Source organism: Flagellimonas hadalis (assembly GCF_007785775.2).
Lineage (GTDB): Bacteria > Bacteroidota > Bacteroidia > Flavobacteriales > Flavobacteriaceae > Flagellimonas > Flagellimonas hadalis.
This window is the reverse complement of sequence record NZ_VNIK02000004.1, coordinates 101019-123734: the sequence shown is the minus strand read 5'-3', so window position 1 is coordinate 123734 and position 22716 is coordinate 101019. Positions and strand designations below refer to the sequence as shown.

19 protein-coding genes are annotated in these 22716 nt (G+C 46.3%); 9 read left to right on the top strand and 10 right to left on the bottom strand.

The features are described 5' to 3' along the window. Nucleotides 1-55 precede the first annotated feature (55 nt). On the bottom strand, nt 56-2227 hold the full coding sequence (locus tag FOT42_RS08335) for a carboxy terminal-processing peptidase (protein ID WP_151890115.1): 2172 nt from the start codon (nt 2225-2227) through the stop codon (nt 56-58). Between the two features lie 204 nt (nt 2228-2431). Here FOT42_RS08335 and surE point away from each other — a divergent pair, with 204 nt between their 5' ends. The 5 genes from surE (at nt 2432) to FOT42_RS08310 (ending at nt 7322) form a co-directional block, all read left to right on the top strand. After that, nucleotides 2432-3214 (top strand): 5'/3'-nucleotidase SurE, encoded by a 783-nt coding sequence (gene surE / locus FOT42_RS08330; RefSeq protein WP_151890114.1) that lies wholly within the window; start codon nt 2432-2434, stop codon nt 3212-3214. Next, complete coding sequence (locus tag FOT42_RS08325; protein WP_151890113.1) at nt 3201-3488, top strand: hypothetical protein; 288 nt, start codon at nt 3201-3203, stop codon at nt 3486-3488. Before surE ends, FOT42_RS08325 begins: the two co-directional genes overlap by 14 nt. A 91-nt stretch (nt 3489-3579) precedes the next feature. Beyond that, nucleotides 3580-4692 (top strand): lipid-A-disaccharide synthase, encoded by a 1113-nt coding sequence (gene lpxB, locus FOT42_RS08320; RefSeq protein WP_151890112.1) that lies wholly within the window; start codon nt 3580-3582, stop codon nt 4690-4692. Nucleotides 4693-4725: 33 nt separating this feature from the next. Then, nucleotides 4726-5286 (top strand): C40 family peptidase, encoded by a 561-nt coding sequence (locus FOT42_RS08315; RefSeq protein ID WP_151890111.1) that lies wholly within the window; start codon nt 4726-4728, stop codon nt 5284-5286. A 17-nt stretch (nt 5287-5303) separates the two neighbouring features. Further along, nucleotides 5304-7322 (top strand): ComEC/Rec2 family competence protein, encoded by a 2019-nt coding sequence (locus FOT42_RS08310; protein ID WP_151890110.1) that lies wholly within the window; start codon nt 5304-5306, stop codon nt 7320-7322. Here the strand turns inward: FOT42_RS08310 and FOT42_RS08305 are convergent. Further along, nucleotides 7315-8817: a peptide MFS transporter gene (locus FOT42_RS08305; protein WP_151890109.1), complete on the bottom strand. Its 1503-nt coding sequence runs from the start codon at nt 8815-8817 to the stop codon at nt 7315-7317. The genes FOT42_RS08310 and FOT42_RS08305 overlap by 8 nt on opposite strands. Before the next feature lie 19 nt (nt 8818-8836). Continuing rightward, on the bottom strand, nt 8837-10996 hold the full coding sequence (locus FOT42_RS08300; RefSeq protein WP_151890108.1) for a S9 family peptidase: 2160 nt from the start codon (nt 10994-10996) through the stop codon (nt 8837-8839). A 190-nt stretch (nt 10997-11186) separates the two neighbouring features. On the opposite strand from FOT42_RS08300, the gene FOT42_RS08295 reads away from it, so the two are divergent. The 4 genes from FOT42_RS08295 (at nt 11187) to FOT42_RS08280 (ending at nt 14846) form a co-directional block, all read left to right on the top strand. Next, nucleotides 11187-12506, top strand: a complete 1320-nt coding sequence (locus FOT42_RS08295) for a hydroxymethylglutaryl-CoA reductase, degradative (RefSeq protein ID WP_151890107.1) — start codon at nt 11187-11189, stop codon at nt 12504-12506. Then, nucleotides 12503-13414, top strand: coding sequence for a GYDIA family GHMP kinase (locus FOT42_RS08290; protein WP_151890106.1), 912 nt, complete (start codon nt 12503-12505; stop codon nt 13412-13414). The genes FOT42_RS08295 and FOT42_RS08290 overlap by 4 nt, the downstream gene beginning before the upstream one ends. After that, nucleotides 13411-14139, top strand: a complete 729-nt coding sequence (bla, locus tag FOT42_RS08285) for a subclass B1 metallo-beta-lactamase (RefSeq protein WP_151890105.1) — start codon at nt 13411-13413, stop codon at nt 14137-14139. The genes FOT42_RS08290 and bla overlap by 4 nt, the downstream gene beginning before the upstream one ends. A gap of 125 nt (nt 14140-14264) precedes the next feature. After that, nucleotides 14265-14846 carry a hypothetical protein gene (locus FOT42_RS08280; protein ID WP_151890104.1) on the top strand — a complete coding sequence of 194 codons (582 nt, stop codon included), beginning with the start codon at nt 14265-14267 and terminating at the stop codon, nt 14844-14846. Nucleotides 14847-14912: 66 nt separating this feature from the next. On the opposite strand, the gene FOT42_RS08275 is transcribed toward FOT42_RS08280, so the two are convergent. The 7 genes from FOT42_RS08275 to FOT42_RS08245 form a co-directional block, all read right to left on the bottom strand. Continuing rightward, the gene (locus FOT42_RS08275) at nt 14913-17036 is read right to left on the bottom strand and encodes a peptidylprolyl isomerase (protein WP_151890103.1); all 2124 of its coding nucleotides are present in this window, start codon (nt 17034-17036) and stop codon (nt 14913-14915) included. Between the two features lie 84 nt (nt 17037-17120). Further along, nucleotides 17121-18410, bottom strand: coding sequence for a hemolysin family protein (locus tag FOT42_RS08270; protein WP_151890102.1), 1290 nt, complete (start codon nt 18408-18410; stop codon nt 17121-17123). A gap of 2 nt (nt 18411-18412) precedes the next feature. Further along, nucleotides 18413-18616, bottom strand: a complete 204-nt coding sequence (locus tag FOT42_RS08265; RefSeq protein ID WP_119619894.1) for a hypothetical protein — start codon at nt 18614-18616, stop codon at nt 18413-18415. Continuing rightward, a complete protein-coding gene (gene lptC / locus FOT42_RS08260; RefSeq protein ID WP_151890101.1) occupies nt 18613-19218 on the bottom strand; it encodes an LPS export ABC transporter periplasmic protein LptC in 606 nt (201 codons plus the stop codon). Before lptC ends, FOT42_RS08265 begins: the two co-directional genes overlap by 4 nt. Nucleotide 19219: 1 nt before the next feature. Then, on the bottom strand, nt 19220-20590 hold the full coding sequence (locus tag FOT42_RS08255; RefSeq protein ID WP_151890100.1) for a tetratricopeptide repeat protein: 1371 nt from the start codon (nt 20588-20590) through the stop codon (nt 19220-19222). A 103-nt stretch (nt 20591-20693) separates the two neighbouring features. Beyond that, the gene (locus FOT42_RS08250; protein WP_151890099.1) at nt 20694-21974 is read right to left on the bottom strand and encodes a BamG family beta-barrel-assembly machinery protein; all 1281 of its coding nucleotides are present in this window, start codon (nt 21972-21974) and stop codon (nt 20694-20696) included. Further along, entirely contained in the window at nt 21975-22703 is a 729-nt protein-coding gene (locus tag FOT42_RS08245) for a type III pantothenate kinase (RefSeq protein WP_151890098.1), read from the bottom strand. Nucleotides 22704-22716: the final 13 nt, after the last annotated feature.

Here is a 22716-nt window from a genome sequence, read left to right as displayed (position 1 = left end):
TAGAAAAACAAAACCGACCCTAAAGGGTCGGTCCTTTCCATTCTTTACAAACTGATCATCCTTTTACGCTGGCCAGTTTTCTTTCTCCATTTTTAATGTTGTTCATATGAAGATCCTTCAGCACATTCACGGCCTCTTCCACATAAATGTCCTTGGCCAGTTCCTTGTGCCATCTGTCCCTTTTCTCCCTAAGTACGGAGTCCTGAACAAAGAGTTCGGTTTCATACCTGAGTGAACCGAAGGACAGTTTGGAATCGTAATCCCTTAGGCTCTTGAACTTATCTGAACGCTTTTTGGCTTCATCCGCCTTTTTCACATAGGCATCATAACTCAAAGGAATCACATTTTCATCCTGTTGCTCCTTGATCCATTTTGCGTTTTCCTCTATCAATTTGATCTGTTCATTGTTGGCCATTCGTTTCTTGCTGTTTTCCACGGCAGTCTCAAAATCGATATAACCATCCCACACCTTATAATCTGCAGGGGTGATCTTATCCCAGCCCAATGGGTTCTGTTGGTCCCTTTCGCCTAGGTCGATATAACTGTATCGGTCCGGGACAACGATATCACTTTTGACACCTTCCAACTGGGTAGAGCCCCCATTGATCCTATAGAATTTTTGCGTAGTCAACTTAATGGCCCCAAGATCTCCATGCTCATTGCTTCGAACGATATTGTCCAATGGAATCACATTTTGCACGGTTCCTTTACCAAAGGTCTGTTTGCTTCCGATAATGACCGCTCTTTTGTAGTCCTGCATGGCGGCTGCCAAAATCTCTGAGGCGGATGCGGACAATTCGTTCACCAATATCACCAACGGGCCATCCCATTGGATACGTTCGTCCTTATCCTCATGGATTTCTTTGCGCTGTCCAGAAGAGCGGACCTGCACAATTGGGCCATCCTTGATGAACAGTCCCGCCATTTCCACTACAGTCTTCAAGGAACCCCCTCCATTGTCCCTAAGGTCCAAAATGATGCCTTCCGCACCTGCTTCTTTCAAACGCTCGACTTCCATGGCCACATCGGTGGCAGCATTGCGTTCGGTGTAATCCTCAAAATCCACATAGAATTTTGGAAGATTGATCAAACCGTATCTAATGTCATCACTATCTATGGTGGCTGATTTTGCATAAGACTCCTCAAGCTCCACGACATCCCTGGTGATGGAAACGGTCTCAATGGTCCCGTCCACTCTTCTGACGGTAAGGTCCACCACGGAGCCCTTAGGTCCCTTGATCAGTTTTATGGCGTCGTCCAGGCGCATTCCCACAATGTTGATGGGCTCTTCACCTTCTTGTCCCACTTTCAATATCTCATCGCCCACTTCTAGGGTCTGATCTCTCCAGACAGGACCACCTGATATGATTTCGACAATTTTGGCGCCTTCGGGCTTTTTCTGCAACCTGGCACCTATCCCTTCAAACTTACCTGACATCCCAATATCAAACTTCTCCTTTTCATCGGGTGCAAAATAGAAGGTGTGGGGATCAAATTCCTCCACTATGGTATTGAGGTACTGCACAAACCAATCCTTTCTCTCGAGGTCATCAACAAAATCGAAGTACTCGTCCAAAGTGGTCTCTGTCACCTCTCTGGCCTCTTCCTCGGTAAGGGCCTTATCCACTGTTCCAGGGATATCGCTGAATGCCAAAGAAAAATCGCTTGCGGCATCTGCATTGTCAGCTGCATCGGAAATCCTGTTCTCTATCTTGTCCTGAAAAACGGTCAAGGTGTTGTACTTGAGCTGCTTTCTCCAACGTTCCTTAAGTTCCTTTTTGTTGGAGGCAAACTCTTGGTCGGCATAATCGATATTGATGGTTTCATTCGCGGTATAGTCAAAAGGCTCGGAAAGTACTTCTTTGTAAATTACCTTGGCCTCTTCCATACGGACCATCAAACGTTGGTACACTACATTGAAAAAAGTGATGTCGGTGTTCTTGATCTCGTCATCGATCATGAAGCGGTACTTTTCAAATTCCTTGACATCACTTTCAAGGAAATATCTTTTTGTGGGGTCCATGATATCGATGAAATCATCAAATACATTGGAGCTGAAACTATCGTTCAAATCCTTGGGCTCATAGTGTCCCCTCTCCAAAACATAAGTAATCAATTCCAGTAATAACTTGTCCTTGTCATCATTTTCGAAGGACTTATTGGTAAAACTACAAGAGGCTACTGCCACAAGAATTACCAAAAGTGCCAAGATGAAGTTCTTTTTCATAAATATGGTTTTATTCGGGAGCGAAATTATCTGACCTCATACCGTCAAATCTTCATTACGTCATCCGTCGTTTCTACTTGTACGAATTCCCTAAGATACAGAAAAAACCATGCCAGTTCTGTATGGAGGTTTTAATTTTTTGTTAAACGACCAGGGCTTCATATCCTTTTGAAAAACGTATTTTTATGCCAATAATTATATGAAATGGAAAAACCGCTCATACTGGTCACCAATGATGATGGAATAACCGCCCCAGGGCTCAGGGCCTTGATACGTACCATGAAGGAACTGGGCGATGTGGTCGTGGTTGCCCCGGACAGCCCCCAATCGGGCATGGGGCACGCCATCTCGGTGGACAGCACCCTTTTTTCCAAAAAAGTAGTGGTGGACCAAAAGGAAGGTGCCCCCATTGAATACAGTTGTAGCGGCACTCCCGCCGATTGTGTAAAACTGGCCCTTCGGGTCATTTTGGACAGAACGCCGGACATCTGTGTGAGCGGCATCAACCATGGGTCCAATTCATCCATAAATGTGATTTATTCAGGCACCATGAGCGCTGCCATCGAGGCAGGCATCGAGGGAATTCCCGCCATAGGTTTTTCCCTGTGCGACTATTCTTGGGAAGCCGACTTTGAACCATCGCTGGGGGCCATCAAAAAAATAGTTTCGGAGGCGTTGACCAACGGGATTCCCAAGGGAACCGTGCTCAATGTGAACATTCCCAAGACCAAGACAGCTCCCAAGGGCATCAAGATCTGCAGACAGGCCAGGGGCAATTGGAAAGAGCAGTTTGATAAGCGCACTAGCCCCTCTGGGAAGGACTATTATTGGCTCACCGGGGAGTTTGAACTATTGGACAAAGGAGAGGACACGGACGAATGGGCCTTGGCCCAGGGCTATATATCGATTGTTCCCACACAATTTGACCTAACGGCACATCATGCCATACCACAAATCAACAACTGGAACTTAAATGGGCAAGAATAAAGAGATTTTGATCGGTTTTATCGTAGGCATCATTGCAAACACCTTTGGCACATTGCTTTACATACTGATATTTTCGGACCTGGGCATCGTGGACACCTTCAATGCGGCCGTAAGCCAAGGACACATTGGCAGTCTCTTGGCACTGGGAGCCATCTTGAACCTGATTGCCTTTTTTGGCTTTCTGCGCATCAAACGGGACCTTAGGGCAAGAGGAGTCATGTTGGCCACCTTGGTCACTGCCCTGATTATCCTATTGTATAAAGTGATGTCTTGACCAAAAAGTCCAAGAACAAGTTCAACGTTAATAGGCCTTACCGGAATTTAATTTTGAACTTGATGTTTCAATTTGAATTTGACACTTACCCATGAAATATTACATCATAGCCGGCGAAGCATCTGGGGACCTGCATGGGTCCAACCTCATCAAGGCCTTGAAGAAGGAAGACCCATCGGCCGAAATCCGTTGCTGGGGCGGTGATCTGATGCAAAAGGCCGGAGGCGAATTGGCCAAACATTACAAGGACATGGCCTTTATGGGTTTTCTGGAGGTGATCAAGAACATTCCCACCATCTTTAAAAACATTGCCTACTGCAAGGAGGACATCAAGAAGTTCAGCCCGGATGTGGTTATTTTTATCGATTTTTCAGGGTTCAACCTTCGGATAGCCAAATGGGCCAAGGAAAATGGATTCAAGACCAATTATTACATTTCGCCCCAAATCTGGGCCTCAAGGGAGGGCCGGATCAAAAAAATCAAGCGGGACATTGATGCCATGTATGTGATCCTTCCCTTTGAAAAGGATTTTTATGGGAAAAAGCACAACTATCCCGTCCACTTTGTAGGCCACCCTTTGATCGATGCCATAGCGAGCACCCCGCTTCAGGATAATGAAACTTTTAGAAAGGAAAACAATCTGGACCCCGACAAACCCATCATAGCCCTGCTTCCCGGCAGCAGAAAACAGGAAGTCCAGAAGATGTTGGACGTGATGCTATCGGTCAAAAAAGATTTTCCCGACCACCAATTTGTCATTGCAGGGGCACCGAGCCTTTCCGATGATTTCTATGTTCCATTCCTGAAAGGGGACACTGTGAACTATGTTTCCAATAAGACCTATACCCTGCTCAAGCATTCCCATGCCGCATTGGTCACCAGCGGAACAGCGACCTTGGAGACCGCTCTTTTTGGCATTCCCCAGGTGGTCTGCTACAAAGGCAACTGGATTTCCTACCAAATTGCAAAGCGCATCATCACTTTGGACTATATATCCCTGGTCAACCTCATCATGGGTCGAGAGGTTGTCAAGGAATTGATTCAGAGTGAATTGACAACAAAAAATCTTCAAAAAGAACTTTCCAAGATCATTGAAGGTCCCCAGCGTGAGCGCATCCTTTTCGATTACAAACTGCTTAAAGAAAAATTGGGCGGAGAGGGGGCTAGTGAATTGGCCGCCCGATTAATCGTTGAAAATGCGTAGTTTTATCATCCAAGAAAGTAAATCTATTCTTGGATGTTACGAAAAACCATAATCTTACTATTGATTTTTACCGTTACGGCCTGTGGTCCCGGTAAAAAGAAACGAACCTACAGCAAGACCCGAACCGTTTCGGTAGAGGGGTCCACCGAAAACACCATCTCCGTACCCAGACCCAAAAAGGAAGAGCGGAAAAAGGATGAACGAAAAAATGATAAGGCCGAGGCCATCATCTCCACTGCGATGACTTTTTCAGGAACCCGGTACAAGTATGGGGGCACCACCAATAAGGGCATGGACTGCTCTGGTTTGGTTTATGTTTCCTTAAAGGAAAACGACATCCCTTTTCCGCGAGCTTCTCATCAGATGGCCCTAGAAGGCCAAAAAATAAGGGTGGAAGACGTGCAAAAAGGCGATCTGCTCTATTTTCAGACCTCAAAAACAGGAAAACGCATCAACCACGTGGGCCTTGTGGTGGAAGTGGACGGCGATGACATACAGTTCATCCACGCCACGACCTCTCGGGGCGTTCTGGTATCCTCATTACGGGAAGGGTACTGGAACCACGCTTTTGTGAAGGCGATGCGTATCCTATAGTGCAGCAACTCAATTTTGTGTCCATTAAACTCACACTGTGGGTCATTTTGGGCATTGTGATCGGTTTTTATGCCGATGTCGTACCGCTCGTGCCCTTGACCTGTTTGGTGCTCTTGCTATCCGTTCTTTTTTGGACGGGCAAAAGACAACCTAGGGAAGGGTTCCCGTATTTTGAGCTGGAGACCATGGCAACTTCATTGTGTCTGGGAATCTTCGTTGTTGGAATGGCAACATCGAATGGTATGCCGCGCCATTATTCCGACCAAGATCTGGTCAAGAAAAACCTCTGGCACCTAAAGGTGAGGGAGGTACTCAAACCCAATCCCTATACCCAGCGCTATATTGCCCAAGTGAATTTAGTGGGGGAAGAAGAAAAACAGGGGAGCATACTCTTGGTGCTTCCTTCGGATTCGGGAAGGACCAAGCTCAGGGTAGATGATGAAGTGTTCGTGCTTTCGAGGCCAGAGACCATCCAACCGCCCTTGAACCCATATCAGTTCAATTACAAGGACTATCTGGAAAAGCAAGGGGTCTATCATCAGATCAGGTCCAATCTTGAATCCATTGTCATTGAAAAAAATCCATCCCCTACACTTTTGGGCAAAGCCCAAGGATTCAGGGAGCACATCATTTCAAAATTGAAGAAAGAAAATTTCGGGGGCGATGAGCTCGCAGTGATCCAAGCCCTCTTGCTGGGCCAACGGGACGATATTTCCGAAAGCACCTATGACAACTATAAAAATGCGGGTGCGGTCCATATCTTGGCGGTTTCCGGACTCCATGTGGGCATTCTCCTGCTGTTGCTTCAATTTCTTTTGACCCCATTGGAACGTTTGCCTAAAGGCAAAACCTTGAAACTGGTCGTGATCGTTTTGTTACTTTGGACGTACGCCTTTGTTGCGGGCCTGTCCCCTTCCATTGTGCGTGCGGTGACCATGTTTTCCTTTCTGGCCTACTCCATGTCCCTCAACCGTCCCACCAACTCGTTCAATATCATTGCACTTTCCATATTGACCATATTGCTGGTGAAACCATTGTTCCTGTTCCAAGTGGGGTTCCAGATGAGCTATGCGGCGGTTTTCGCCATTGTTTGGATCTATCCAAAACTGCAACGGTTCTGGTTTCCGGAAAATATCGTCATCCGAAAAACGTGGCAGTTACTTTCGGTGAGCGTTGCGGCCCAATTGGGCGTGTTGCCCATCAGTTTGTTCTATTTTCACCAGTTTCCCGCCCTATTCTTTGTTTCCAACCTGCTTATCATCCCTTTTTTGGGATTGATATTGGGCCTGGGAGTTTTGGTCATTGCATTGGCATTGGCCGATCTGCTCCCCGCTTTTTTGGTCGATGGATTCAACTGGACCATCAGGATGATGAATTCGATTGTGGGGTGGGTGGCACGCCAAGAAAGTTTTATTATCAAGGACATTCCGTTCGATGCTGTGCAACTGGTGCTGGGCTATTTCATTGCGATAGCCTTGGTCACTTTTCTGTCCAGACCCAAATGGAAAATGGGCTTGGTATTCTTTGGCGGAATCATGGTCTTTCAAGTTTGGAACATTTGGAACGAGACCCAACTGCAGCAAAAAGAAGCATTGGTCCTTGCGCACAAATCACGAAACACGGTTTTGCTTCACCAAACGGGTAGAAACCTCAAGATCTTGTCCACCGACACTACCAATCTGGGAAGTCTGGCCTTGGACTATGCTGTTGCGGAGCGCATCCAAAACACGACCCTGTCACCACTCAAAAACAGTTATCTGATGGGCCAAAAAAGGCTCTACATCATGGACAGCCTTGGGCTATTTCCTTTGGAAAAGCAGCCCGATTATGTGTTGCTCACCCAGTCGCCAAAAATCAATCTGGGGCGGTTGTTGGATTCCATTGGGCCCAAAATGATCTTGGCTGATGGCAGCAATTACAAAAATGTGGTGCTACGCTGGAAAAAGACCTGTGCCCAAAAAGGAATCCCTTTCCACTACACGGGTGAAAAGGGATATTTTGATTTTAATGCTGATATACCAAAAGCTACTAGGTAACGTCTCCCATCCATTTTTTGATGAACGGACTGGCTGCAAAGAATATCAATCCGGCCCCAACCGAAACCCAAACTACGTTGAGGAAAATATTTGGCATTTCAAGCACATTTTCGGGGTCAAAGTTGCCTCCGATAAGTCCAGCAATCAGATTGCCCAAAGCAGCCCCAACAAACCATATACCCATCATTTGGCCCAAATATTTTCGGGGGGATAATTTACTGGTTGCACTGAGCCCCACGGGACTAATGGTCAATTCTCCAATGGAATGCAAGAAATAGGTAAGTATCAAAGCAAACATACCTGCCTTGGCACCGCTGGCAGCAACATGGGCAGCTTCAACCATTACCCAAAATCCCAATCCAAGTAAAATTAGTCCGACTGCAAATTTAAACGGGGTCCTGATATTAATGTTCCTAGCTGCCAATTTCACCCAAATGGCCCCTACAATGGGAGCAAAAATGATGATGAAACCGGAATTGAAGGATTGCAACATCCCTGCAGGCATTTCCCAGCCTCCTATAAATCGATCGGTAAAATCGCGTGCAAACAGATTCAAAGATGATGCTGCCTGTTCAAAGCCCGACCAAAAAATGGCAATTCCCACAAAAAGAATGAATATTACGGACACCTTTTTCTTTTCAGGAACGGAGAGCCCTCCATTGAAAAGGATGTTGAGAAAATATCCCATGGTGATCACCACAATGATAAGCCCCAAAGCTTGGGCAATACCAGTTGCCGTGGTTACATCTATACTTCCTGTGAATTGAAGAACTACCAAAAGAACCAGAACAAAGGCAACTATCGCATAGGTACCCTTTTTATTGGTTTTTCCAGTTTTTTCCAATTGTTTGACCTTAGGAACCATCCCTATATCCCCCAAATATTTTGGAGCAAAAAATTTATAGGAAATAAGTCCCAACAACATTCCCACAGCGGCCAATCCAAAACCTAAATGCCAGTTGTATTCCGCCAAAAGGGGAACCAGTATCTGCCCCACAAAAGACCCTAAGTTGATTCCCATATAAAAAATAGAGAATCCGGCATCTCGTTTGGCACCATCTTCATTTTCATAAAGTTCACCGACCAAGGTGCTGATGTTTCCTTTCAATAACCCGGTACCTAAGGCCACAAAAGCAAGTCCAGTGAAAAATATCATCGGGGAGCCAGGAATGGCCAAAATCAAATGGCCTATCATAATCAGGACACCTCCATAAAAAACTGCTTTTCGCTGGCCAAAAATATTATCTGCCAACCAGCCTCCTGGCAAAGTCATCAAATAAACCGAGGCAGTGTAAAGTCCATAAACGGCACCAGCGGTTTCGGTGGTCAGGCCAAGACCCTCTTGAGCGGCATCAGTGGTCATGAACAAAATGAGGATGGCTCGCATACCGTAGTATGAAAAGCGCTCCCACATTTCGGCGGAAAACAGCACATACAATCCTCTTGGATGTCTGAACTTAGGTTTGCCTCCAGTAGATTTTAAAACATCTGACATAGTTATTAAATTGGTTTGATTATAGATTTTCCTTGACGAAGTTGGTCAGTTTGTTGAAGAGGTGCAATCGGGTATTGCCACCAGATATCCCGTGGTTTTTATCGGGATAGATGGCCCAATCAAATGGCTTGTTGTCCTGCACGAGGGCCTCTATCATGCGCATGCTGTTCTGGACGTGCACGTTGTCGTCACCCGAACCGTGCACCAACAGGTATTTTCCCTTCAACAATTCTGGATAGTTGAACGGGGAATTGTCATCATACCCACTTGGGTTTTCCTGTGGGGTCTGCATGTATCTTTCGGTATAAATGGAATCGTAAAATCTCCATGAAGTAACAGGAGCAACTGCAATGGCCATCTCAAAAACATCGTTGCCCTTCAAAATGCAGTTGGTGGACATAAAACCACCATAGCTCCAGCCCCAAATGCCGGTTCTGCTCTCGTCAATATAAGGAAGCTCGCTCAGTTTCTTAGCGACCGCAATCTGGTCTTCCACTTCATATTTCCCCAATTCCTTTTGGGTCACCTTCTTGAAATCACGCCCCTTCAGTCCGGTGCCCCTACCATCCACACAGGCCACAATGTAACCCTCGGAAACGAGAAGTTGGTGCCAATAATCGTTGGTGTTGATCCAACTGTTGGATACGGATTGGGAACCTGGGCCGCTATATTGGAACATAAAAAGGGGATATTCTTTATTGGGATCAAAATCGGCGGGCTTCATCATCCACATGTTCAGGTCATTGCCATTGATGTTGATGGTGGAAAATTCCTTTGGTGAGGTTTCATAACCCTCCAATTTGGCCAGCAAAGCTGAATTGTCCTTGATGGCTTTCACCAATTTGCCATCGGATGCCTTGTGCAGGGTGAACTCGTAAGGCGTTGCAGCATTGGAAAAGGTATTGATGTAATACGTGTAGTCTGCACTGAAAGCGGCGGAATTGGTGCCCTCTTTCGCGGAAAGGCGTTTCTTTTTCTTCCCTTTGGTGGAAATACTGTACACATCCCTGTTGATGGAACCGTTCTCCACGGATTGGTAAAAAATACGGTCGTTTTTTTGATCGTATCCATAGTATCGGGTCACTTCCCAAGGGCCTTGCGTGATCTGGTTCTTCAATTTTCCATCCTTTCCATAGAGGTATAGATGGTTGTATCCATCAGTCTCGCTGGTCCAGATAAAACTATCATCGGCCAAAAAAGTTAGATCGTCATCAATATCCACATAAGCACTATCCTTTTCCTCCAACAGAAGAGAAACGGAATTATCGGTTGCCTTGACATCGAACATCTTCAAATCGTCTTGGTGCCTGTTCAAGGTCTGCACGCTCAAGTGATCCGGATTGTTCATCCATTTGATCCTTGGGATGTAATAGGCATTGTCCAAATCCACATTGGAAATCTTACCAGAGGCCACATCATACATGTGCAGCGTGACCAAGGAATTGTTCTCGCCCGCTTTGGGGTACTTGAACTCATGCTGATAGGGGTAAAGTTCCTTTCCATACATATCCATGGAAAAATGGGGCACTTCGGTCTCATCGAACCTTAGGAAAGCGATTTTGGTCCCATTACTGTTCCATTCAAAGGCACGGACAAATCCGAATTCCTCCTCATAAACCCAATCGGTTACCCCGTTGATGATGGTTCCCCTGCTACCGTCTTTGGTCGCCTGCTTGGTGGTCTTTGCCTTCAGGTCCATGATGTACAGGTTATTGTCCAGCACATAGGCCACTTGACTGCCATCGGGTGAAAGGGTCGGCTCTTGGATCTTGGTGTCCGATATCTTCACCAAACCTTTGGTGGCAATATCATAAACATAATAGATCCCCAGCCGTGATCTTCTGAAAATGGGTTCTACCTCGGTGGCCAAAAGCACCTTGGATTCATCATCACTGAAGGAGTAGGACGAAAAATAGGGCACGCTTTCCGAAGAGGCCACGATGGTCTCCACCTTCTGCAAGGTCTCGTAATCATACTTGTCCAGACTGCTGGAACGTGGGGAACGTTCGGTGTTCAAAATGGTGTATTGTGTCCCGTTGTCCATGGAACGGAGCACGTCCATGTATTCGGTCCTAAAGGCCCCGCCCCAAATTTCCTCGAGGGTTATTTTTTTCTTTTGTGCTGCGGAAAAAGTCAAACATCCCAAAAGGAGCAGGACTAGGAGAGACTGTTTGTTCATGAAGTGAAAAAATTGATTAAAAACTCCCAAGTTTACTAATATTTATCGGAATAATAAACTTTACTGTTGCAAATGCAACAACGCAATTGTTTTTGGAACACACAAAACACCGTGGAAAACGAACACAAGTATCCGATCAGGCACAATCAAAGATTGTATGCTTATATTTGGTTCCTTTAACCGAACACGTATGAAAACTCCCGTTGAAGGATTTTCTAAACTTTCCAAAGCGGAAAAAATAGATTGGATCGCCCAAAATTGCACGGAAGACCCCAAGACCTCCAAACAACTGTTGGAACGTTATTGGAACACGGATCACCAAGTGCAAAAACTGCATGATGAATTCATAGAGAACACGCTTTCCAATTACTACCTGCCCTTTGCCGTGGCCCCCAATTTTTTGATCGATGGGGAGCTTTACGCCATTCCGATGACCATTGAGGAAAGTTCGGTCGTGGCCGCCGCGAGCAAAGCTGCCAAATTTTGGTTGGACAAAGGTGGTTTCAAAACGGAGATCTTGGGCACGGAAAAAGTGGGACAGGTCCATTTCATCTATAAAGGTGACCCCAAAAAGCTGACTGTTTTTTTTGCAACACTGAAACCAGAACTGCTACAAAGCGTTTCCGCCATCACCCAGAACATGGAAAAACGGGGCGGAGGCATCAACCATATTGAACTTCGTGATCTCAGCGATAAAATAGAGGGATACCATCAACTGCACTGCACTTTTGAGACCTTGGATGCCATGGGGGCCAACTTCATCAATTCCTGTTTGGAACAATTTGCCCAAACCCTGAAGGAAAAGGCCAAGTTGCATGCGGCTTTTTCGGAAGAAGAAAAGAACATCGAGGTGGTGATGAGCATCCTTTCCAATTATGTGCCCCATTGTTTGGTAAAGGCAGAGGTGAGTTGCCCCATTGCCCAATTGGAAACAAAGGACATGCCGGCCGAAGAGTTTGCACAAAAGTTCCTCCGTGCCGTGAACATTGCCAAAGTGGAACCCTATCGCGCCGTTACGCACAACAAGGGCATCATGAACGGTATTGATGCCGTGGTGCTGGCAACGGGGAACGATTTTAGGGCCGTGGAAGCCGGGGTGCATGCCTATGCTGCGAAGGAGGGCCACTATTCCAGTTTGACGTATGCCAAAATCGAAGATGGGATTTTTACGTTTTGGATCGAGGTACCCCTCGCCCTTGGCACGGTCGGTGGTTTGACCTCACTGCATCCTTTGGTCAAATTGGCCCTGGATATCCTTCAAAAACCTTCGGCCAAGGAATTGATGCGGATCGTGGCCGTGGCGGGACTGGCCCAGAATTTTGCAGCGGTACGTTCTTTGGTGACCACGGGCATCCAAAAAGGACACATGAAGATGCACTTGCTCAACATGCTCAACCAAATGGGGGCTTCGGAAAATGAAAAGCAGCAACTTGTGGAACACTTCAAGAACCATACGGTAACGAATGCCTCGGTCAAGGAGGCACTGGAGAAAATCCAATCACAAAAATGAAAAAAGCCTTTTACAGCAACGGAAAACTATTGATCTCTGGAGAATATGCCATTTTGGATGGTGCCCTGGGCCTGGCCATTCCCACGAGTTATGGGCAATCCCTCGAGGTAACGCCCAATGCTACGGGAATTTTGGAATGGACCAGTTTTGATGAGCAAGGCAAGGTATGGTTCACAACAAAATTTGATCTGGATAATTTTGCCATACTTTCCACTTCCGATGAGGCAACCTCCCAAACATTGACCACCTTACTTTTGGAGGCCAATGCACAAAACCCTCTTTTGTTGACGGACAGTGATGGTTTCTCGGTGGAGACCCATCTTGGTTTTCCACGTTCTTGGGGACTGGGCACTTCATCCACACTCATCAACAATTTGGCCCAGTGGGCAAGGGTAGATGCCTACCAACTTCTTTGGAACGCCTTTGGCGGCAGCGGGTATGACATTGCTTGTGCCCAGCACCATTCGCCCATTACCTACCGATTGAAAAATGGAACTCCGGATGTGAAGGAAGTTGATTTTGATCCTATTTTCAAGGATTCTCTTTTCTTTGTGCACCTCAACCAAAAACAGAGCAGTAAAAAGGCCATTGCGGCATATAGGGGACAAGCATTTGACAAGGAAACTTTGCTCCAAAAAATCACCCACATCACCCAAAGGATGATTTTGGCCCCCACCTTAGGCGATTTTGAACTATTGCTAGAGGAGCACGAGATTCTACTGTCCGAAGTTTTGGGAATCCCCCCCGTGAAACAACTCCTTTTTCCAGATTATTTTGGCGTGGTCAAAAGTCTTGGAGCCTGGGGCGGGGATTTTGTGTTGGCAACGGGCGATGAAAAATCCTTGGACTATTTCAGGGCAAAAGGCTATGAAACCATTGTTCCCTATTCAAAAATGATCCTTCGATGAACAAGTGGGCACTCCCCTTATTGATTGTCCTTATGCTATTTTCTTGTGGCAAGAAGGAAGGGCATATAACACTTAAAACAGACACGTTGGAGATTGTACAGCTCTCGGAACACACTTATGTCCACATCTCCTATCTGGAGACCGAAAGCTTCGGAAAGGTGGCTTGTAATGGGATGATTGTGCTGGATGACGGGGAGGCTATTGTGCTGGATACCCCAGTGGACGATGCGGTTTCCAAAGAACTCTTGGGTTGGTTGGAGACACAGCATGTTTCGGTAAAAGCGGTTGTGGCCACGCATTTTCACGAGGATTGCCTTGGTGGGTTGCGCAGCTTTCATAAAAAGGGGATTGCTTCGTATGCCCACCAAAAGACGATTGGATTGCTCCCCGAAAAAGAAGGGGAACGTCCACGGAACGGATTTACGGGCCTTACCGAAATTGGTGTGGGGAATAAAAAAGTACTCCTCGACTTTATAGGTGAAGGGCACACGCCGGACAATATCATTGCCTATTTCCCCTATGAAGATGTCATGTTCGGGGGTTGTTTGGTAAAATCAGTTGGGGCCAGCAAAGGATTCTTGGGGGATGCCAACGTAGCGGAATGGTCCCGAACCGTTTCCGATATCAAATCAAAATACCCCAACACCGCAATCGTTGTTCCCGGACATGGCGAAAGTGGGAACAGCGAGCTTTTGGATTACACCATAGCTCTTTTTACAAAGTAATCCTTTAACATTTACCCCCGTTTTTCATCTATCCGTTAACCCAAAAGGGGCATCCGTCAATTGGGAGCCGATCATCTGGATTATTGATATTATGTTTGATCGTTCCATCAATCCAATTGATCGATATGACCCAAATCCATAAATCATTGGTGTGCAGATCCCTTTTAGGGATGCTTTTTCTATCATCCTTCGTTTCCCTTGCCCAACAGGATGTGCCATCCACCCATCGCCTTGATACCTTTATGAATGAAAGCTGTGAAATGGCCTACAGGGAAATCCCGGCCGATTCCATTGCACAAATCCTGAAATACAAGGTGTATCACATCACCCAAGAAATCAAAAACCTATATGGGACAAAAGAATCCGATGTACATAAGTTCATTGTGATCGACAATGGAGAAAAGGTAAGTTGCTTTGAGCGCATCAACGGAAACACCGACCTGCCAAAATTCCAAAGTTACATCCGGGAAGATTTTAAACTAACGGACCAAACGGCCCCTTTTTTTCAAGGAATGCTGGACCTGACCTACCCCTTACCTTCCTGGAAACCGGACAAAAGGGAATTCTTTTTTACCAACGGCAAGTGGTATTTTCTTCGGGATGCCTATTTCCGGACCAAGCAAGGCTTTGAAGTCACTGTTGATGCTGATGGAAAAGTCCTTTCCATTTGCTATAAAATGAAATGGGACGACCCTGAGAGCAGGTAACAGCTAATTCTTCGACATAAAAAAGCCCTATTAAAAATAGGGCTTTTTATTTTGTTTGTCACAATCCTAGTAGAAGGTTGCGCGGTTGTCCTCTATCTCTGCCTTGTCCTTAAGGGCATTGTATACCGAGCCGCTCACCTTAGCTGCGGTGCTGGCCCGCAAACTGTTGGCATAGGTACTGTAGTTCTCCACATTGGGGGCTTGTTCTTTTTTGGTCACTTTCAACATGTAGACACCGGTCTCGCCTTTGATCAATCCGGAAGTCTGTCCTTCACCCAAGGCAAATGCGGTACCGACCACCATGGGCTCCCTACCTGCTCCTGGCAAGGTGGGGGACTTTACGGTAAGTGCCGATGCATTGCTCGTTGTCACATTGTTGCTTGACGCGATGGCATCCATGGCCTTTCCTTTATTGGCCGCCATGATCTGCTCGGCCTTGCGCTCTTTTCGTATTTCTGGCAAAGCTGTTGCAGAAGCATCCTCAGGGGCCATAAGGCCTTTATCGTACTTTTTGGTCAACTGCACCACGGCATAGCCATTGTTCACGTTGAAACGTCTGATATCCCCTACCTTGGTGTCTTTGTTGAATGTCCACTGCACTATACTTCTTTGGGAACCAAGACCTGGAAGGTTCTCGTCCATTTCCTTGATCTTGTTCACTGGCCTTACGGTGTAGTTGCTTTCCCTTGCAATGTCCCCAAAGTTCTCCGCTTTTGCGTCCAAAGCGGCCATCTCAAACTTGGTGGCATCGGTAAAGAGTGTGTTGATGGTCTCTTCGGAAGGCTCAATTTCCCTTGTCAATGTCGCTACCTGGATCACATCCTGCTTGTCATCCACTTTGATGATGTGGTATCCGAATTGGGTCTCCACCAATCCTATGGTACCTGTTGGGTTTCCAAAGCAAAAATCGTTGAACTCATCTGCCATTATTCCTTCTTGAAAGTACCCCAAATCGCCTCCACGTGGCGCTGAAGGGCCGTCTGAATTGTCCCTGGCCAAAGCCGTGAACGCAGTGCCCTCTTTCTTGGCCTCGGCCAAAAGTTCCTTGGCCCTGGTCTCCGCTTCTTCCTTGGTCCTTGTAATGGCGGGATTGGCACGTTCCGCACCTTCCCAAGTGATCAAGATATGGCTGGCCTTAACGGTTCCGTTGGCCTTCCTGTCCATCACCTTGGATATCTTAAAGAAGTCCCCGTCTTTGTAGGGACCATAGATCTCTCCCACTCCCATGGCCATCAACGTATCTGCGGCAACGGAGGGAAGGTCATTTTTTGCTTTGTATATGGTATCGAACTTGGCATCTGAATGCCTGTCCAAGAACGCGATCATGTCGGTAGTGTTCCTGAAGCCGGCAATGGTATCATTGGAATCGGTTTCCTTTGAGTACTCCACGGTATCGTCAAGAAGTGCGGTAATGGCCTCTTTTACACCGTTCACATCCTCAGCGGATGGCTTTTCCTCGAAATACACAAAACGGATGTCGCGCGCTTTGTCCTGTTCAAACCTTTTCTTGTGGTCGTTGATGTATTTTTCGATTTCGCTCTTGGAAACTTCTATGGTACTGTCCGCTATGGACGAATAAGGAACACGTACATATTGGATATCTACCTTATCGTTGGCCAATTTGTAATCAAATTTTCCTTCTGAAAGTGTGGCGCCAACGCCTCCTTTGATCAAGTTGAAGTACAAACGCTCCTTGGCCGCCTCTATAATGGCTTTTTCGTCCTGCAACCAAGCATCGTAACGAAGGGGATCGTTGGCCCTCCAATCGGCAATGGCACTTTTGAAAACTGCTTCATTGAAGATCCCGTTATCATCCTGAAAATCGGGTATCTGAGCGTATCCTGAAGTTCGTACAAATTCGATGATCTGATCACTCTCCACATCGATGCCCAGATCTTCGAACTGTTGGTTCAAAAGGGCTTTGCGCACTTCTTGATCGTACACCATGTTCACCAATTGCGTGGAAGAGAAGTTGGGGCCATAGCTCCTGGAAGCGGTCTCCACTTTGTTCCTAAATTCGTCAATGGAAATACCCTCCCCATTTACCTCGGCGATCGAGGAACCTACTTTGCCGCCAGTAAAATCGTTGTTGCTACTGAAGACGCCTGATATTACAAATGCGAACAACGCCAAACCGATGATAAGGATCAGAACGGTGGTCCGTTTTCTAATATTCTCTAATATTGCCATTATACTGCTAGTTTTCTTTAAATTCAGTGGGCGAAAATACCACTTTCTTTTCAAATAGGAAAGCGCAAAAAGATGCGGAAACCATTAATCCTCAGTATGGACCCGCACGCTCACCAAGTCTATTTTGGTATTGGACACCTCTAGGATCTGAAAGGTGAAATTATCTATGGTGACCTCCGTGTCCTGTTCGGGGATATGCCCCGTCTTGTTCACGATGAGTCCTCCCAAGGTTTCATATTCTTCTCCTTCGGGCAGTTCCAGTTTGTAGTTCTCGTTGATATAGTCCACTTCCAACCGGGCAGAGAACTTATAGAGGTTTTCATCGACGCGTTCTTCATGGAAGTCAATGGTGTCGTGCTCGTCCTCTATCTCACCGAAAAGTTCCTCGATAATGTCCTCCACGGTCATGATACCGGCCGTTCCTCCATATTCGTCCAAAACCACGGCCATGCTCTTCCGCTTTTTGGTGAGCACATTGAGGATGTCCTGGATCATCATGGTCTCCGGCACAAATTCCACAGGCATCAAAATGCTCTTGATGGTCTTGGGTTTTTTGAAGAGTTCGTAGGAGTGCACATACCCTATGATCTCGTCTATGCTGTCCTTATAGACCAAAATTTTTGAATAGCCGGTCTCGATGAAGAGCTTAGTCAGGTTTTTTGGAGTATCGTTCAACTCCACAGCGGTGATCTCGGTCCTTGGCACCATCACCTCACGTGCCTTTACGGTGGAAAACTGGAGCGCGTTCTGGAATATCTGTATCTCTGAATCCACCTCGTCCTCCTCTTCCACGGTCTCCATATGCTCAGTGATGTAATCCCCCAGTTCCAATTTGGTAAAGGAAAGCTGTACCTCATCGCCTTCCGTCTTGAAAAACACGCGCAGGATAAAATCGGAGACCTTGATGACGAACCAAGATATGATGGAGAACAGCACATAGAAGAAATAGGCGGGTATCGCCAAAATCTTCAACAAGGTATTGGAATAGACTTGAAAAAGTACCTTGGGCAAAAACTCTGCGGTGAACAGGATGATCAATGTTGAGATCACGGTCTGGGAAACCAGGCTGAAATCCGTCAACAGGGCATCCAGAAAAGCAATTCCCGTGGGCACCAAATTTTGGAACCAGTCCATGAGCAGTTCTCCCATGAACATCCCGTAGATGACCAGGGCAATATTGTTGCCGATGAGCATGGTGGCTATGAACTTGGATGGCTTTTCCGTGAGCCAAGTGAGCATCTTTGCCAAGATACCCTCCTGTTTTTTTTCAATTTCGATGTGGATCCTGTTCGCGGAAATGAAGGCAATCTCCATTCCTGAAAAGAATGCCGAGAACAATAGGGAAAGGAGTATGATGATGACCGAGGTGTCCAAGGCTATTTCTGGTTTTCCTTTTGTCGTTGTTCAAAACGTTTCCGATATCTTCTCCTAAAGATGAACATGGCCATGGAAACTACTGCGAAGAAGATGAAAATATAGGTTTCCTTGGGGTCGATGCTCCAGAGCGTGACTATCTTGTAGATGGAAACGACCGCCACGGCCAAGTAAAGGTATTCGGTGTACTTTAAAATATTGATCATTCGTCTTCTTCTTTAATTATCATAAGACCATCTGTCTTGTGGGCCTTTAAAAAGGTGAAATCCTTGTTGAAATCCATTCCAACACCGTCCATAATGGTCCCATCCTCAGGATTGGTATATCGGAAAGATGCCTCTGTAAAAATCCAGTTGTTCTTCCTGTCAAAAAACAATTGATCGGCCTCCAATTTTTTTCCATCATGGCTTTCCATCACCACATTTCCTTGCAAATCTATCAAATTGGTCTGTGAATAGACAATGCCATAGTTCGCCGTAATGACGCTTTTTTGGTTTTTATCGTCAAAAAAATCCACTTTGAGTCCTTCGGGAAAGGTACGGAATTTAAAGGCTTGGTTGTCAAAATCCTCTGAAATTGGACTGCTGAGCACGGCCACTACCCTGGATTGTGCTGAATCCTGGGAGTTCATGGCCTCAACGGTCTCGGTATAGGTAAGTGTGAAATTCTGTGCCACACCCTGTGGAAAAATGGGTTTTACTGCTTCCTCCCCGACCCTTTCATAGTCGTCACCACAGGACATAAAAAGGATTGCCACGGTACATACCGTGGCAAAACACCTTAAACTATTTTTTGATTTTCGTTTCACACTATAGGCTTGGTACCTTAACGCTACCTCCCACCCAACAGCTGAAAGTGATTGTCTGTCCGGCCTTGCCAGAACTAAAGATCATTTCCTTGGTAGGTGCCTTGGCATCGTAGCTGGCCGCTGTTTGGCTGGCCGTTCCACTTAGAGCGGGGTCTACCCTTCCTGCTTTTCTGGCCATTTCGGCGGCTTTCCAGTAAATGGCCCTTTTTTCAAAGGCATCGTTTCCACAATCGTTGGCACTGCTGGCATAAAGGTTGGCGATCAACAAATATGCTTTTCCGTTGGCGGGGTCAGCATCTATGGCCTTAAGGGCATAGTTCCTTGCCTGTGACTTGCTGCTCCTCCTGACCGTGGTAGCAATTTTGTACAGGATGTTTGATTTTTTATAGGAATCCGTTTCCAATTCCACAGCTTTGTTGAAGTCCTCAATGGCTCCTTTGTTGTCCCCGGCCTTTTGTTTCAATGTTCCTCCATAAACGTAAGCGCTAGCAGAGGGGTCCAAAGCCAATTGGGCCTCGAACAGTTTTTGGAACATGGGGTCATCGATACAGTCTTTGGAGAACATTCTTCCCACGGCACGTTTCACCCAGTTTACGTCACCTTTTTTGGCTTCGTAGCTCTTCTCGTATAGGGGAATGAGGTTATCACAATCAGCAAGGCTTCCCAATTTGGAGTCTATACTGCTGGCAATTTTACCAAAGGACTCTGAGTTGGTGTTGGCCACTCTTAGTTGGCTCTTTTCTTTGGATGTCAATGTCCCCAAAGAGTCCTTAGGAAGCAATTTTGTGACGATATCGGTCCACTCTTTGTTTTCTTCCTCGATTTTTTCTGTAACATCATCGTAAGTATCAAAGACATCTTGAAGGTCCTTTTTTCCTGCCGCATGAAGATCTACCAAACTTGAGAAGTATAGATAAAGTGCCTTAGGGTTCTTGAAATTGGCCCTGTCCTCTTTATAGGCCGCATCCAACATATTAAAAATCTGCTCATCGGAGGCCATTTTGTTATCGTACAACAAAAGTGCCTTGTCTATGGCCACTCCGGCTTTGGTGAACTTGGTGGGGAAATATTTTAGACTGTTGTCATGCAACGTCATCAATTCCTGTACGTACCCATCTTTGTCCGAACCGGTAGAGTTATCGATTTTGTGGGCAAGTATCTTTTCCCCATAGGTAAAGTTAGCCCTATTGATATCGGGGCAAGTTTCATACACCATTTTCCATGGTTCGTAGGCCGCATCGTAGTTCTTCACTTTAGCGTGCTCAGCGTAAATGGAAAGATTCGTCATGCACTCGGGGTTCTGTGCCTGGGCCATACTTAATCCCGTCAACATAACGACCGTTATCATTGTTAAGTAGTGTCTCTTTTTCATCTTACTAATTTTAAAGTGGTTAAAGTACAAATTTTCATTAAAAAATCCGCTTACCAGATTTTTTATGGGTGGTTATTTATCATTTTTTCAAAAAAAGGGCCTATCAATTTATTTTTGTTTTCCTAAACCATCTATCATTTAGGGATATGCCCACGTTGATCTTCAAATAACTTTCCTCGATGAGGTTTGCGTCCGTTGTCCCCCTTCTTCCCAATTCAAAACCAAGGTTGAGGTTGGAGAAGAAGGTATCGAGCGTCGCGCCGCTCAACGGTAATCCAAGACCAAAAGTTATGCCAAAGTTGTTTATCTCCTTATTGTTCACCTCTAGGCCGGTCCTATCGTAACGCAGACCAGCACGATAAGTGACCCTTTTAAAATAGCCGGTCAAGGCTCCGTAGTTGGGTATCCAATAGCCTCCAAATGCCATAGTACTTGCATTGTTGTAAGAGACATTGCTCAGCCCCAGGAACCTGTTCTCAAAATCACTGAACTGCTGAAAGCTGTACTCTCCGCCCAAAAACCATTTTCTGTCCTCGCCCAATCCGAGGCCCACCGTTGTGCGAGTAGGAATTTTTAGCTCCGTGTTCCTTAGATTGGTGGCATCGAGATCAACATCGATCACCTCTATGTTGCTCCCCGTTGACAGTGAGAACGACCCCAGCGTCTGTGAGTTTGTAGAAACCAGATTCCCCTGGGTGTTCACCAACACGGAGGCATATAGGGTGTATTTGTCCTTGATGGTAGGGGTGTAGTTCAGGGCATAATTGAAGTCGTAACCGTTCACCCTGGACTCCCTGTTGTCCAATGTGCCAAACTGAACGCCCTCCACGCTTTGGACCCTTTGGTACTCCAATGTTCCAAAATTGAAATTGGCGGTGATCCCCAAACTAAGGTTTTTTATCGGCTCATAACCAATGGATGCAAAAATCCGGTTGAGCCCTCCTTCCCCATTGTAGACATTGATCACGTTCGTTCCTTGTTCATTGGTGGTCTCGTCCCTAAGGTTGTAGCCTACAGATGACAGCGGCATGATTCCAAAACCCATTCCCATGTTCTTGGCCACAGGGAACCCAATGGCGAGATAGTCCAAATTCGTCACCGAGGTATTCTGCTGGGTGGACCAGTCCTTCAATCTATATTCCGTTCGTGAAATTCCTGCCGTGTAAGCGGTAAGCTTCAACTTGGAATAGGCAGCGGGGTTGGACAGGTTGATATGGATACTGTCGCCGTACATACTGACGCCCCCCATCATTTGATTTTCAACCGAACCATTGTCCCGAAGGTCACCGATTCCAAAATATGAATATGGGGATATGGTGGCATTTTGCGCAAAGAGCCCATGGGCGCCCATGCAAAAAAAAGCGATCAATATTTTTTTAACCATCTAGCTTTTGTTGTATTCCAGCAAGTAATTTAGACCCACCAAGAGAAATTTGGGGTTCGCAAATATGGTGTTTTTTAGCCTTTTGGCAAAAAAATGGGCATCACCCCCTGTTAAAATAACTGTTAAATCTTGAAAGCGGGAACTATACTGGCCTATAACGCCATCCACTTCCTGGGCAACTCCATTGACCACCCCACTGTGCATGCACGCCTGGGTAGAATTGCCGATAAAGTCCAAAATGTCCTCGGGTTGCAGCAATGGCAAACCTGCCGTTTGCTGGTGCATGGCCCTGTACCTCATCTGCACGCCCGGGGAAATGGCCCCGCCGATGTATTCCCCAGAATTGTTGACCATGTCGTAGGTGATGCAAGTACCGGCATCGATTACCAAAGTATTTCCACGTGGGTTCTGGTAAAAGGCCGCCGTGGCCAGGGCCAGCCGATCCACCCCGAGCGTCTGTGGTGTGGCATAGCTGTTCTTGAAAGGGACCTTGGAGGTGTTGGAGAGCACGTGCACCTTGCAGAACAGGGCCACAATGTCTCGCTCTTTCCCTTCCAAGCGGCCCACCGAGGAGATGAGCGAGCGGTTGATTTCGGGGAATTTCCCAAACAGCCCTTTTACCTTGGACAAAAAAAGTCCCGACTCCGAGCTTTCGTCATAAATGAGCGTGCCGTTGTCAAAAACTGCATACTTAACCAAGGTGTTGCCAATGTCTATGACCAGATTCATAGGGCAAAGGTCG